This is a genomic window from Nonomuraea sp. AD125B (assembly GCF_041402765.1).
Classification (GTDB): Bacteria; Actinomycetota; Actinomycetes; order Streptosporangiales; family Streptosporangiaceae; genus Nonomuraea; species Nonomuraea bangladeshensis.
Map to the genome: position 1 here is coordinate 34,878 of NZ_JBGLOU010000030.1, position 11,650 is coordinate 46,527.

The window sequence follows — 11,650 nt, forward strand, 5'->3', positions numbered from 1 at the left end:
TGCCGTCAGGGGCCCGCTACGCTGGAGCGGCCGGACGCGGGGACGGCCAGGGTGGAGGCGACGTGAGGCGGAAGCAGCCAGCCGCGCGGCGCGGGCTCCTCGCCGCCCTGCGCGCCGATCTGTGGTCCACCGCCGCCGACCCGCTCCCCCGGATGCGCGGGCCGCGCCCGCTGGCCCGGCTGCCGCACGTCCTGGTCGTGCTGTACGCGCTGGTCCTCGGCCTGTTCCCGGACGGCGAGGGCATCGACCCCACGGTCCCGCTGCTCGCCACGGCGCAGGCGGCGACGCTGGTGGCCGCGATGTTCCGCCCGCTGCCGGCGTTCTGGGCGTCGCTCGCCGTCGTGCTCGCCGGGGCCCGTGCCGGGATGACGTACCTGCCGCAGACCCTCACTTTCCCCTGGATGGTCGGGCCGGGAGCGCCCCCGTCGAGGTTCCCGCACAACGACGCGGTGGCGTTCCCCTGGACGGGGTCGGGGATCTTCCTGCACGCCGGAGTGCTGTTCCTGCTGGCCCTGCGGGTACGGCCGCGCGCCGCCGCGGAGGCGCTGGCGATCAGCGTGCTCGGCGCGGCGGCGTGCGTGGTGTTCCTGCCCCAGCAGACGGGCGGCACCCCGGTGATCGCCCTCCCCGTGTACGCGCTCGCCGTCGCCTCGGGCACGATGATCCGGATGCTGAGGACCACCAGGAACCGGCTGGAGGCCCAGGAGGAGCTGACGGCGGAGGAGCGCGCCCACCGCACGCTGCTCCAGGAGCGCAGCAGGATCGCCCGCGAGCTGCACGACGTGGTGGCGCACCACATGTCGGTGATCTCCATCCAGGCGCAGGTGGCGCCGCACCTCGTCCACGACCCGCCCGACGAGCTGCGCGACAACCTCGCCGGCATCCGCGAGAACGCCGTCGAGGCGCTGACCGAGCTGCGCAGGATCCTCGGCGTGCTGCGTACGGAGGACGGCGCGGACGCCCCCCAGCAGGCGCCGCAGCCGACGCTCGACCGGCTCGGCGAGTTGCTGGCGAACGTGCGCGGCGCGGGCGTGACGCTCACCGAGGAGATCGCGGGCGAGCCGCGTCCGCTCGCGCCCGGGGTGGAGCTGTCGGCGTTCCGCATCGTGCAGGAGGCCCTCAGCAACGCGATGCGGCACGCGCCGGGCGCGGCCGTGACGCTCCGGCTGCGGTACCAGCCGGACGCCCTCACGATCCGCGTCGTCAACGCCGCCCCGGCGAGGCCCGTGACGGCTCCGGGCGGCGGGCACGGGCTGCCGGGCATGCGCGAGCGCGCCGCCATGCTCGGCGGCGACCTGGTCGCCGGGCCGACGCCCGACGGCGGTTACGAGGTCAGCGCGTTCCTGCCCGCCGGTCCTTCCACCGCCCCGCCGAGGAAAGGTGACGAGAGCGTCCCATGACGAGCATTCGCGTGCTCATAGCCGACGACCAGGCGATGGTGCGCCAGGGCTTCACCGTGCTGCTCGATGCCGAGCCGGGCATCGAGGTCGCCGGCCAGGCCGCGAACGGCCTCGAAGCCGTCGCCATGGCCGCCGAGCTGAACCCCGACGTCGTGCTCATGGACGTGCGGATGCCCGAGCTCGGCGGCATCGAGGCCACCCGCCGCATCGCCGCCCAGGCCGGCACGACGGTGAAGGTCCTGATGCTGACCACGTTCGACCTGGACGACTACGTGTACGAGGCGCTGCGCGCGGGCGCGTCCGGCTTCCTGCTCAAGGACGCCTCGGCGGCCGAGCTGGCGCAGGCCGTACGGGTGGTCGCCGCCGGGGACGCGCTGCTCGCGCCGGCCGTCACCAGGCGGCTCATCGCCGAGTTCGCGCGGCTGAGCACCGGGCCGCGCCCGCCGCTGAAGGAGCGCCTCGGCGACCTGACCGAGCGGGAGACGGAGGTGCTGTCGCTGGTCGCGCAGGGCCTGTCGAACGCGGAGATCGCGGCCGGTCTGGTGGTGGCCGAGCAGACGGTCAAGACGCACGTGAGCCGGATCCTGGTCAAGCTCGGGCTGCGGGACCGGACGCAGGCGGCGGTGTTCGCGTACGAGACGGGCCTGGTCCGCCCGTCCGGCTACTAGGTCATTTCGATGGTGAGACCGGGGGTGGCGAGGCCGATCTCGCCGTCGTACTCGGCTGCAGCGGCGGCTCGGGCGGCTGCGGCGTCCGTGCCCGGCTGCAGGTGAGTCAGTAACAGGTGCCGGGCGCCGGCGTCCTCGGCCTGCCGGCCTGCCTGGCGGGCGCTCGACAGGTGGCGCCGCGCACCCCGCGGGACCAGGTCCGCGAAGGTGGCCTCGGCCAGGAGCAGGTCAGCGCCGCGCGCCAGGTCGGCGACGTCAGGGCTGGGGCCGGTGTCCCCGGTGTACGCCAGCACGCGCTCGCCCGCTGTCAGCCGTATGCCCGCGTTGGGCACCGAGTGCGGCAGCAGCCGGGTCTGCGCGTGGAACGGGCCGATGGCGAGCCGGTCGCCGGCGACGAACTCGTGCAGGAAGTAGGCGCCGCTCAGCATTCCCGGGCGGTCCAGCGCGAGCACCGCGTCCAGGGCGCCGGGCAGCGCGTACACCGGCAGCGGCGCCGGTGGGTCGTCACGCAACGTACGCGCGCGCAGCAGCGGGTTCAGGTCGGCACAGTGATCGGGATGTCCGTGACTGACGAACACCGCGTCGACCTGGTCGGCGGTGATCCGTTCCAGCAGCCGCGGCACCGTCGCGTATCCGGGGTCGACGAGCAGCCTGAACCCCTCGTGCTCCACGAGGTAACCGCCGCAGGCCTGGCCCGCCGCCGGCCACGCACCGCATCCGCCGAGGATCGTCAGCAGCATCCATGAACTCTAACGGCGGGCCTGCCACTGCCGGACCCAGGCGCGGCCGTAGTCGTTGCCGTGCGGGGTGCGCAGCACGGTGTGGACGTGGAACGGCTTGGGGGTGTCGTAGTCGAGGAAGACGCCGCAGTGGTGGTCGAGCTCGGCGACGATCACCGGCGACTGGAGCCGGTAGTAGAACACGTCGCCGGGCCGGTGCCCGCCGATCCAGCAGAACCAGGTCTCCTCCAGGTGGGCGGCGACCTCCCTGAGCCGGGCGGCGCGCGGCCCCTCGGGCAGCAGCCCGGCGAACGTGGCCGCGATGGCCAGCGCGTGCTCCCGTGCCTCGGCGGGCATGTCGGCGACGCGGACGCCCTCCACCGGGATCACCCGGTTGTCCTGGAACGCCCCGGCCAGGTGGCGTTCGTCGCCCGGGTCCACCCGGCCCTCCGGCATGGCCGGATCGACCATCCGCTCGTAGACGACGGCCTGCCGGCGCTGCTCGGCGGGCAGCGCGGCCATCAGCCGCAGCCCCAGCTCCACCCGGTCGGCGAACACGTCGCGCAGCCCGGCGTGCGGGCCCGCGTCGATCTCGTCGGGCTCGGCGCCGAGGAACACCGGCGACAGCGCCATGCGGCCCTCGACGACCAGGCAGTTGAGCGCGCAGTGGTGGCCGTAGAGCTGCCAGCCCCAGGGGGCGCGGAGGTCGGGGGTGCCGTAGAGCGCGAGGTTGTAGCTGAACTCGTTGAGTATGGTCTCCAGGCCGACGACCTCGCCGAGGAAGCCGTTGATGAGCATCATGGCGCGCGTCAGCTCGTAGCCCTCGGGCGAGAGCGAGGCCCGCACCAGCGCCAGTGCCTTCTCGCGGACCGGCTCCGGCTGGAGCTCCAGGCGCAGGCCGGTGTCGAACTGCAGGAACTCCGGGTTGGCCCAGGTCTGCCACTCCACGGCGTCCACCGGGTGGGTGAGGCGCGTGCGGCTCTCGTCGTCCAGGGCGGCGAGCAGGTCGCGGGCCGCGGCGGTCATGGCCGCGACGGGCGCCTCCTCGCCCGGCTCGGCCGGTGTCAGCGAGTGAAGGCCCTCGCGGAGTACGCCGTTCTCGGTGACGCCGCGGAAGTCGTTCCTGTAGAGGGGGGTCCAGTTCGCGACCAGGCTGCCGGTGAAGGTGCCCGGTTTCCTGGCGAGCTCGCCGTAGGCGTACGGGTCGAGGCCGCGGATCTCGGCCAGGCGGGGGTGGTCGTGCGGGAACAGGTGCCGTCGGTACTCACCGGGCATGACGGGCTCCTCCGGCGTTCAGGGGGCTACGGGTCAGGGGGCGGCGGGGGTGCGGTGTGCGGCGACGGCGACGCGGACCGCGGCCTCGTCACCGTCGGCGATGGCCTCGACCAGGTCGGCGTGGACCTGGTAACGGGCGGCCCGGTACGCCGCCCGCCGGTCGTCGCCGGGCCGGTCGGCCGCGGGTCCGGTGGTGACGGGCCGGTCGTCGGCGGGCCGGTCGGCGGCGGGTCCGTCGGCGGCGAGGCGGGCGGAGGTGGTGCTCAGGTGGCCGAGGGTGCCGACGTAGACGGCGCGGGCCATCGTGTTCGGGCTGATGGCGGCGATCCGTTCGTGCAACGCCCAGTTGGCGCGCATGAAGCCGTCCCAGCCGGGCGCGGTGCGCAGCGCGCGCAGCAGGCGGCGCAGGTCGGCGACGTCACGGCCGGTGCGGTGCCGGGCCGCGCCGAGGTCGATGAGCTCTTCGAGGTGCTCGCGCAGCTCGATGGCGTCGGCGACCGTGCCGGGCTCGTCGGCGATGCTCAGCAGCGTGTGCCGCAGCCGCACCACCGGCCCGCGGTCGGCGGCGAACAGCCCGCCCCCGCGCCCCGGCCGGATCTCCAGCACGCCCCGGTCGCGCAGCAGCCGGACGGCCTCGCTGACCGTCGCGTAGGCGAGGCCGGTCTCGGCGCGCAGCGACTCCAGCGTCCCGACCGGCTCGCCGGGGGCGAGCCCGCGGATGCGCTCGTCGAGCGCGGCGGCCAGCCGCTCGGCGCGGGTGCGCGCGCCCTGCCCGACGCCGGCCAAGGGTTGTCCGGTGGAGGAGGTGTGCGGCATAGTCGCCATCCAAGCACAAACCTGCGAACCTTTAGAAGGGTTTGCCTGGCGGGCGCGAGGAGAGAGCCGATGAGGATCGTGGGCATCCGCAGGGACGGCGGCCCGGTCGAGGTGGCGGCGCTGTCGCCCGACGGCACGGCGGTCACCGTGCTGGCCGGGCTGGAGGAGTTCTGGGCCGGCGCGTCCGCGTGGCTGTCGCGGGAGCCGGCCGGTGAGACCGTCCCGGCCTCGGCGGTCACCCTCGTGCCGCCGGTGCTGCCGGAGGCGCGGGTGATCTGCGTCGGGCTCAACTACCTGAGGCACGTGGCCGAGGGCTCGTACGCGGGCGAGGGCGTCCCGCCGCACCCGACGCTGTTCGCCCGCTGGACGCGGTCGCTGACCGTCGGCGGCGTCCCGGTGCCGGTGCCGTCGGGCGAGGACGGCCTGGACTGGGAGGGCGAGGTCGTGGCGTACGTGGGGGCGCCGCTGGCCGACGCCGAGCCCGACGAGGCGCTGGCCGCCGTGGCCGGCTACTCGGCCTTCAACGACATCACCTCGCGCCGCGCGCAGAAGCTGACCAGCCAGTGGATCCTCGGCAAGAACGGCGACAACTCCGGCCCGCTCGGCCCGCTGGTGCCCGCCCCCGAGGTCGGCGACCTGCGTGACGGGCTGCGGGTGCGGACCCGGGTCAACGGCGAGGTCGTCCAGGACGGCTCCACCGACGAGATGGTCTACACCGTCGGCGACACGCTCGCCCTCATCTCCCGCACGTTCACGCTGCGGCCCGGCGACCTGCTCGCCACCGGCACCCCCGCCGGGGTCGGCTACGCCCGTACGCCGCCGTGGCTGCTGCGGCCCGGCGACGAGGTGGAGGTCGAGGTCGAGCGGCTCGGCAGCGTACACAACCCGATCGTCGCCAACGACGCCCGCCTGACGGAGGTCACCGCAGGCGCTCGCGCACCCAGGCCGGGTCGGGGTTGACGTACGCCTCGCCCCGCAGCACCACCGTCGGGACCGTCTCCGAGCCGCCGTTGACGGCGCGCACCGCCGCCGCGCCCTCCGGATCGCGCCAGATGTCCACCCAGTACGCCCGGCGGGCGTCGCGCCCCAGCCGGAAGCGCAGCCGCAGGCAGTAGCGGCAGCCCGCCCGCCAGTAGACGATCGCCCGGCCGTCGGCGGCGCTCAGCTCGCGGGCGCGGGCCGCGCCGACCGGCCGGGGGAACGCCAGCGGCGACAGCCACCAGGCGGCCGCGCCGAACAGCACGAGGATCACGACCGCGCTGACGGTCTGCCCCGAGGCGAACCTGGTGATCGCCGACGCCAGGCCGAACAGCGTCATGAGCCCGGCCATCGTCCACGCGCGCATCATGGTGCGGACGTTATCGGGGTCCCGGTCACCGGTCGAGCGCCGGGGGCCCTCTTGCACTGCGCAACCGTTGCACACTGCCATGAACAGACCGGTGCCCGTCGCGCGTATCTCATGACGAGCGGCGCCTTCCGACCCCGGCGCCGCGCCACCCGGATCCGGAACGGGATGACTGTCATGGCTCACCACAGCTCGACCGCCGCCTTGACCACCGCCGGGGGCCTCGCCGCCCTCTGCCTGCTCACCGCCTGCGCCGGCTACACCCCCACGCCCCTCCCCGACACCGCCGCCCTCGACGCCGCTGTGACCGCCCAGCCGACCTCCACCCCCGCCCCGCCGGAAGGCGACACCGGCACCGTCCAGACCAAATGGGGCCCGCTGTCGGAGCTCGACCGCGACCTCGTCCGCAAGGTACGCCTGGCCAGCCTGTGGGAGATGCCCATGGCGCAGGACGCGATCCAGCGCGCCGACGCCGCCCGCGTCCGGCAGATCAGCCAGGAGATCGCCGCTCAGCACCACACCCTCGACCGCCAGGTCCGCGACGTGGCGGCCAAGCTGCGGATCACCCTGCCGGTCAAGCCGACCGAGCAGCAGCAGGCGTGGATGACCGACATCTCGGGCCGGTCCGGCCCGGCCTACGACGCCACGTACGTGAAGTGGCTGCGCCTGGCGCACGGCCAGATCTTCGGGGTGATCGGCACCGTGCGCGGCACCACCCAGAACACCCTGGTCCGCCGCTTCTCCGAGCAGGCCAACGCGGCCGTGCTCAACCACCAGCGCCTCCTGGAGAGCACCGGCCTGACCACCCCCGAGAGCTTCCCCACCCCGCCCTCCTGAACCCATGAGCGTGTACAACTGAGCCCATGAAACAGCCCTTCGCGGGCGGCCAGGCCGGCGCCGACGACCTCGACGCCGTCATCTCCGCCGTGCTCACCGGCTCGCGGCTGCTGGTGGCCGTCGCGGCCCGCTCCCTGGCCGCGGCCCAGGACCGGGTCACCCTCCCCCAGTTCCGCATGCTGGTGGTGCTGTCGGTGCACGGTGAGACCAAGCTCGTCACCATGGCCGAACTGCTCGCCGTCAACAGCTCCACCGCCATGCGGATGGCCGACCGCCTCTCCGCCGCCGGCCTCGTGACCCGCGAGGTCAACCCGCACAACCGCCGCGAAAGCCTCATGCGGCTCACCGCCGCCGGCCGTCAGCTCGTCGAGGAGGTGACGGCGCGCCGCCGCGAGGAGATCGCGGCCATCGTCTCCCGCATGACCCCCGAGCAGTCGCGCGCGCTCATCTCGGCCATGAACGCCTTCACCGAGGCCGGCGGCGAGAGCCCGCCGGGACCCCGCTATCCGCTCGGCTGGCCCGACGCCCCGTAGAGACCGGCCTCACGCCAGCGGCTTGACCCAGCGGGACCATTCGGGCTGCGGCGCGTAGCCGGCCGCGGACCAGGCCGGATGGGCGATCACGTTGTCGTCGAGCACCATGGCGTCGGCCCGGAACGCGCCGAACGCGGCGAAGCGCGCCTCGGCCGCGGCGAGCAGCGCCGTGGCGATGCCCTGACGGCGGTGTCCGGGGTGGACGGCCAGCCGGTAGAGGTGGGCGCGCCAGCCGTCCCAGCCGGCGATCAGCGTGCCCACCAGGTCGCCGCCGTCCGGCAGCTCGGCCAGCAGCAGGGCCTCGGGGTCGCGCTCGACGAGCGCGACCACCTTGTCCGGCGAGTCGTGCCGGTCGGTGCCCTCGGCGGCCAGCAGCCAGAAGTCGAGCACGTCCTTCACGTCGTCCGGGCCGCCGCAGCGGATCTGCACCCCACGCATGCCGGTGAGCCTAACAGTCCCTTTTCCGGCGGCCCCGGTCAGAGCCAGCCGCGGGACTCGGCGACCCGTACGGCCTCGGCCCGGTTGCGGGCGCCGGTCTTGCCGATCGCGGAGGACAGGTAGTTGCGCACGGTGCCCTCGGTCAGGAACAGGTGGCGGGCGATGTCGGCGACCGTCGCGCCGCCTGACGCGGTCCGCAGCACCTCGGCCTCGCGCTGGGTGAGCGGGCTCGGCCCGACGGTCAGGGCGGAGACCGCCAGCTTCGGGTCGATCACCGTCTCCCCGGCCATGACCCGCCGCACCGCCGCGGTCAGCTCGGCCACCGGCGCGTCCTTGACCACGAACCCGGCCACTCCGGCCGCCAGCGCCCGGCCGAGATAGCCGGGCCGGCCGAACGTCGTGACGATGACCACGCGCCGCCCGCGCAGGCGTTCGGCGACCGCCAGACCGGACATGCCGGGCATCTCGATGTCGAGCAGGATCACGTCGGGCCGGTGCTCGGCCACCGCCGCCTCCACCTGGTCGCCGCGCCCGACCTCGGCCACCACCTCGATGTCGTCCTCCAGCGACAGCAGCGCGGCGAGGCCGCCCCTGACGAGCTCCTGGTCGTCGGCGACGAGGACGCGGATCACGACGGCACCACCGGTACGCGGGCGCGCAGCAGGTAGCCGGCGCCGTCCGGCGGCGGGCCGGTCTCCAGGCGTCCGCCGGCCGCGGCGAGGCGCTCGGCCAGCCCGGTCAGGCCGTTGCCCGGGGTGGCGCCGGGGGGCGGGCCGGTGCCGTCGTCGCGTACCTCGACGGTGGCGGCGTCGCCGTCCACGGCGAGGGCGATCCGGCAGCGGCGGGCGCGGCTGTGGCGTACGACGTTGGTGGCGGCCTCGCGTACGGTCCAGGCGAGCAGCGTCTCGGCGGCGGCCGGGATGGGGCCGCCGGCGGGCGAGACCTCCAGGTGGATCCCGGCCAGCGCGAGGCCGCCGCTCGCCCGCCGCAGCTCGTCGGACAGGGCGGGGGCGCGGTAGCCGGCGACGGCGTGGCGCACCTCGTCGAGCGCCCGGCGGGCGGCGCGCTCCACGTCGGCCATCCGGCGCGCGGCCCCGTCGGGGTCCGCGCGGGCCAGCCGGGCGGCGAGCTGGCTGGTGATCGTGATCGAGGTCAGCGTGTGGCCGAGGGTGTCGTGCAGGTCGCGGGCGAAGCGCAGCCGCTCGTTGTCCACGGCGAGCTGCGCCACCTCGGCGCGGGCGGCGGCGAGCCTGGCCAGCAGCTCGCCCATGGCCAGCAGCGCCGAGACCGCCCCCGCCTCGGCGAGGATCACCAGCGGCACCCACCAGATCTGCCCGAACGGCAGCCCGTACGCCGCCAGCACGCCGACCGTGACGGCCGCCGTCGCCACGAGCGCCGCCGCGAACGCCGCGCCGCGCACCACGGGGGCCAGCGCGCTGACCACGAAGACGAAGCTCACGTACGCCCACGGCGGCCCCAGGACCGGCATGCCCGCCAGCGCCGCGGCGACCACCCCCGCGGGCCACCACGGCGCCGGCCGGCCCGGCCCGAACACCGCCCACGTCGTACGGAGCCAGCACACCACGAAGACCGCGGCCACCACGGCCACCCACAGCACCCGCCACGGCTCCGGCCGGGACGCCGCGGACGTCCAGGCGAAGGTCCCCAGCGGCCAGGCCAGCAGGGCCAGCCAGGCGGCCGACCCTGCCCTCGCCGCGGTACGCCCCCGGCTGAAGTCGACGTCGTCCACGCTCACAGCGTCCACTTTCACAGGGCTCGACGGTAACGCCAGAGGGCCAGCGCGACGAAGACCAGCGTCCACCCGGCGAGCACGGCGAGCGAGAGGCCGGTCGGCGGCTCCCCCTCCAGCGCCCGCCAGCCGAGCGAGCCGACCTGGTAGGTGGGGCTGTACTCGGCCAGCGCCCGCATGCCGGCCGGCATGCTCGTCACCGGCACCCACAACCCGCCGAGCACGGACAGCCCGAAGTAGACGATCATCATGGCCAGGCTCGCGAGCTGGCCTCTGAAGGTGTAGCCGAAGGCCACGCCGAGCGCGGCGAACGGCAGCACGCCCGCCCAGATGAGCACCACCAGCGCCGCCCATGTGCCTGCGGGCAGCCGCACGCCGGCCAGCAGCGCGCCCGCCGCCAGCACGACGAGGACGCTGGGGAGCACCCCTGCGGCGGCGCCGAGGAGCTTGGCGGTCACGTAGCCGTGGGCGGGCAGCGGGGTGACGGCGAGCTGTCGCAGCCAGCCGCCGGCCCGTTCCATCGCGATGGCGCCGCCGACGAACATCGCGCCGCCCATCGCCCCGTACGTGGCCATGGACACCATCGCCTCGGCGGGCGGCGCCACGGTCAGCACCTTGGCCCACAGCAGGAAGAGCAGGAGGGGGAAGACGGTCAGCATGGTCATCCCGACCGGGTTGCGGAGGGCCCGCGCCAGCTCCAGCCGTACGTACGCGCTCATCGCGCCGCTCCTTCCGCCTGCTCCGTCCCGGCCGTGAGGCTGACGAAGGCGCTCTCCAGGTCCACGCCCTCGACGCGCACGCCCCGTACGTCGTCGTAGGCGGCGAACAGCGCCCGCAGCGTCGCGTCGGAGTCGGCGGTGCGCAGGGCCACGGTGCCGTTCTCGGCGTGGACGCCGCGCACGCCCGGCAGGGCGCGCAGCCGGGCCAGGTCGGCGTCCCCGGGGGCGGTCGCCCGGTCGAAGCGCACCTCTCCCCCGCCGACCAGGGCCTTGATCGCGGCCACGGGGCCGTCGGCGACGACCCGGCCGCGGGCCAGCAGCACGACGCGGTCGGCGTAGGCGTCGGCCTCGGCCAGGTAGTGGGTGGCGAAGACGGTGGTGCCGGCCCGGCGTCTCACCTCGTGCCAGAGGGCGCGGCGGCCGTCCACGTCCAGGCCGGCGGTGGGCTCGTCGAGCACCAGCAGGCCGGGGCCGCCGGCCAGGGCCAGGGCGAACCTGACCCGCTGCCGCTGCCCGCCGGACAGCCGGCCCACGCGCCGCTCGGCGAGGTCCGCGACGCCGGCCGCGTTCAGGGTGGCGGCGAGGGGCGGCGGGCGGTCGTACATGGCGGCGACGGCGGCGACCAGCTCGCGCACCCGTACGTCGTCGAGCAGCCCCGCCTCCTGCGGCAGCACGCCGACGCGGCCCGCGCGCAGGGCCTCGGCGGGCGGGCGGCCGAGCAGCGTGGCCCGGCCCGAGGTGGGCGGCAGCAGGCCGAGCGCGACGGCGAGCAGGGTGCTCTTGCCCGCCCCGTTGGGTCCGAGCAGCGCCACCGTCTCCCCCTCCGCGACCGTGAGGTCCACCCCGTCCAGGGCGGTGACGGGTCCGTAGCGCTTGCGTACGTGGTCCAGTTCCAGCGCGTTTCGCATGGCTCCAGCGTGCGGGGGCGGGGCGGCGCGGAGGTAGTGCGGCGCGTCAGCCACGCGCACATGACAAACGTCATCGCAGGTAAAGCCTGGTGTCGATGTCGTTGCCTGGGAATTACCCAGGTGGGAGGTTAGTTGTACACATCGGACGCGAGATGACATAACTCCGCGTACCGGGCATCGCAATCGTGATTCTCTTATGGCCCTCTGCGAGGAGCCGTGCGATCGCCCCCCTGGCAGCCGCC

The 11,650-nt window shown here is 74.9% G+C and carries 14 protein-coding genes; 5 read left to right on the forward strand and 9 right to left on the reverse strand.

Annotated elements, in window-relative coordinates; all coding sequences use genetic code 11:
- Nucleotides 1–62 precede the first annotated feature (62 nt).
- Together ACBR40_RS45375 and ACBR40_RS45380 are read left to right on the forward strand one after the other, a co-directional pair.
- Nucleotides 63–1,400 carry a sensor histidine kinase gene (locus ACBR40_RS45375; RefSeq protein ID WP_371252731.1) on the forward strand — a complete coding sequence of 446 codons (1,338 nt, stop codon included), beginning with the start codon at nt 63–65 and terminating at the stop codon, nt 1,398–1,400.
- Nucleotides 1,397–2,068 (forward strand): response regulator, encoded by a 672-nt coding sequence (locus ACBR40_RS45380; protein WP_371252732.1) that lies wholly within the window; start codon nt 1,397–1,399, stop codon nt 2,066–2,068. The genes ACBR40_RS45375 and ACBR40_RS45380 overlap by 4 nt, the downstream gene beginning before the upstream one ends.
- Here the strand turns inward: ACBR40_RS45380 and ACBR40_RS45385 are convergent.
- Genes ACBR40_RS45385 through ACBR40_RS45395 form a run of 3 tightly spaced genes read right to left on the reverse strand, consistent with a single transcriptional unit; the run spans nt 2,065 to nt 4,887 of the window.
- Nucleotides 2,065–2,808: an MBL fold metallo-hydrolase gene (locus ACBR40_RS45385; protein ID WP_371252733.1), complete on the reverse strand. Its 744-nt coding sequence runs from the start codon at nt 2,806–2,808 to the stop codon at nt 2,065–2,067. The genes ACBR40_RS45380 and ACBR40_RS45385 overlap by 4 nt on opposite strands.
- Before the next feature lie 9 nt (nt 2,809–2,817).
- The gene (locus tag ACBR40_RS45390; protein WP_371252734.1) at nt 2,818–4,062 is read right to left on the reverse strand and encodes a DUF3500 domain-containing protein; all 1,245 of its coding nucleotides are present in this window, start codon (nt 4,060–4,062) and stop codon (nt 2,818–2,820) included.
- Between the two features lie 33 nt (nt 4,063–4,095).
- A complete protein-coding gene (locus tag ACBR40_RS45395) occupies nt 4,096–4,887 on the reverse strand; it encodes a FadR/GntR family transcriptional regulator (protein WP_371252735.1) in 792 nt (263 codons plus the stop codon).
- A gap of 60 nt (nt 4,888–4,947) precedes the next feature.
- On the opposite strand from ACBR40_RS45395, the gene ACBR40_RS45400 reads away from it, so the two are divergent.
- Nucleotides 4,948–5,838 (forward strand): fumarylacetoacetate hydrolase family protein, encoded by an 891-nt coding sequence (locus ACBR40_RS45400; RefSeq protein ID WP_371252736.1) that lies wholly within the window; start codon nt 4,948–4,950, stop codon nt 5,836–5,838.
- On the opposite strand, the gene ACBR40_RS45405 is transcribed toward ACBR40_RS45400, so the two are convergent.
- Nucleotides 5,798–6,226, reverse strand: coding sequence for a glutaredoxin domain-containing protein (locus ACBR40_RS45405; RefSeq protein WP_371252737.1), 429 nt, complete (start codon nt 6,224–6,226; stop codon nt 5,798–5,800). The genes ACBR40_RS45400 and ACBR40_RS45405 overlap by 41 nt on opposite strands.
- Before the next feature lie 174 nt (nt 6,227–6,400).
- On the opposite strand from ACBR40_RS45405, the gene ACBR40_RS45410 reads away from it, so the two are divergent.
- Together ACBR40_RS45410 and ACBR40_RS45415 are read left to right on the forward strand one after the other, a co-directional pair.
- The gene (locus ACBR40_RS45410) at nt 6,401–7,060 is read left to right on the forward strand and encodes a DUF4142 domain-containing protein (protein WP_371252738.1); all 660 of its coding nucleotides are present in this window, start codon (nt 6,401–6,403) and stop codon (nt 7,058–7,060) included.
- A gap of 26 nt (nt 7,061–7,086) precedes the next feature.
- Nucleotides 7,087–7,593, forward strand: coding sequence for a MarR family transcriptional regulator (locus ACBR40_RS45415; RefSeq protein WP_344205654.1), 507 nt, complete (start codon nt 7,087–7,089; stop codon nt 7,591–7,593).
- A 9-nt stretch (nt 7,594–7,602) separates the two neighbouring features.
- Here the strand turns inward: ACBR40_RS45415 and ACBR40_RS45420 are convergent, their stop codons facing one another.
- The 5 genes from ACBR40_RS45420 to ACBR40_RS45440 are packed head-to-tail and all read right to left on the reverse strand — an operon-like array spanning nt 7,603 to nt 11,408.
- Nucleotides 7,603–8,031, reverse strand: coding sequence for a GNAT family N-acetyltransferase (locus tag ACBR40_RS45420; RefSeq protein ID WP_371252739.1), 429 nt, complete (start codon nt 8,029–8,031; stop codon nt 7,603–7,605).
- 38 nt (nt 8,032–8,069) lie between these two features.
- Entirely contained in the window at nt 8,070–8,663 is a 594-nt protein-coding gene (locus ACBR40_RS45425) for a response regulator (protein ID WP_371252740.1), read from the reverse strand.
- Complete coding sequence (locus tag ACBR40_RS45430) at nt 8,660–9,802, reverse strand: sensor histidine kinase (RefSeq protein WP_371252741.1); 1,143 nt, start codon at nt 9,800–9,802, stop codon at nt 8,660–8,662. Before ACBR40_RS45430 ends, ACBR40_RS45425 begins: the two co-directional genes overlap by 4 nt.
- Complete coding sequence (locus ACBR40_RS45435; protein ID WP_371252742.1) at nt 9,799–10,500, reverse strand: ABC transporter permease; 702 nt, start codon at nt 10,498–10,500, stop codon at nt 9,799–9,801. The genes ACBR40_RS45430 and ACBR40_RS45435 overlap by 4 nt, the downstream gene beginning before the upstream one ends.
- Nucleotides 10,497–11,408, reverse strand: a complete 912-nt coding sequence (locus ACBR40_RS45440) for an ABC transporter ATP-binding protein (RefSeq protein ID WP_371252743.1) — start codon at nt 11,406–11,408, stop codon at nt 10,497–10,499. The genes ACBR40_RS45435 and ACBR40_RS45440 overlap by 4 nt, the downstream gene beginning before the upstream one ends.
- Nucleotides 11,409–11,650: the final 242 nt, after the last annotated feature.

What these genes read in the sequence shown, in the direction of transcription:
- ACBR40_RS45385 (WP_371252733.1), bottom strand. Translation starts at nt 2,808, where the DNA reads ATGCTGCTGACGATCCTCGGCGGATGCGGTGCGTGGCCGGCGGCGGGC.
- ACBR40_RS45420 (WP_371252739.1), bottom strand. Translation starts at nt 8,031, where the DNA reads ATGCGTGGGGTGCAGATCCGCTGCGGCGGCCCGGACGACGTGAAGGAC.
- ACBR40_RS45380 (WP_371252732.1), top strand. Translation starts at nt 1,397, where the DNA reads ATGACGAGCATTCGCGTGCTCATAGCCGACGACCAGGCGATGGTGCGC.
- ACBR40_RS45410 (WP_371252738.1), top strand. Translation starts at nt 6,401, where the DNA reads ATGGCTCACCACAGCTCGACCGCCGCCTTGACCACCGCCGGGGGCCTC.
- ACBR40_RS45395 (WP_371252735.1), bottom strand. Translation starts at nt 4,887, where the DNA reads ATGGCGACTATGCCGCACACCTCCTCCACCGGACAACCCTTGGCCGGC.
- ACBR40_RS45390 (WP_371252734.1), bottom strand. Translation starts at nt 4,062, where the DNA reads ATGCCCGGTGAGTACCGACGGCACCTGTTCCCGCACGACCACCCCCGC.
- ACBR40_RS45415 (WP_344205654.1), top strand. Translation starts at nt 7,087, where the DNA reads ATGAAACAGCCCTTCGCGGGCGGCCAGGCCGGCGCCGACGACCTCGAC.
- ACBR40_RS45440 (WP_371252743.1), bottom strand. Translation starts at nt 11,408, where the DNA reads ATGCGAAACGCGCTGGAACTGGACCACGTACGCAAGCGCTACGGACCC.
- ACBR40_RS45435 (WP_371252742.1), bottom strand. Translation starts at nt 10,500, where the DNA reads ATGAGCGCGTACGTACGGCTGGAGCTGGCGCGGGCCCTCCGCAACCCG.
- ACBR40_RS45405 (WP_371252737.1), bottom strand. Translation starts at nt 6,226, where the DNA reads ATGATGCGCGCGTGGACGATGGCCGGGCTCATGACGCTGTTCGGCCTG.
- ACBR40_RS45400 (WP_371252736.1), top strand. Translation starts at nt 4,948, where the DNA reads ATGAGGATCGTGGGCATCCGCAGGGACGGCGGCCCGGTCGAGGTGGCG.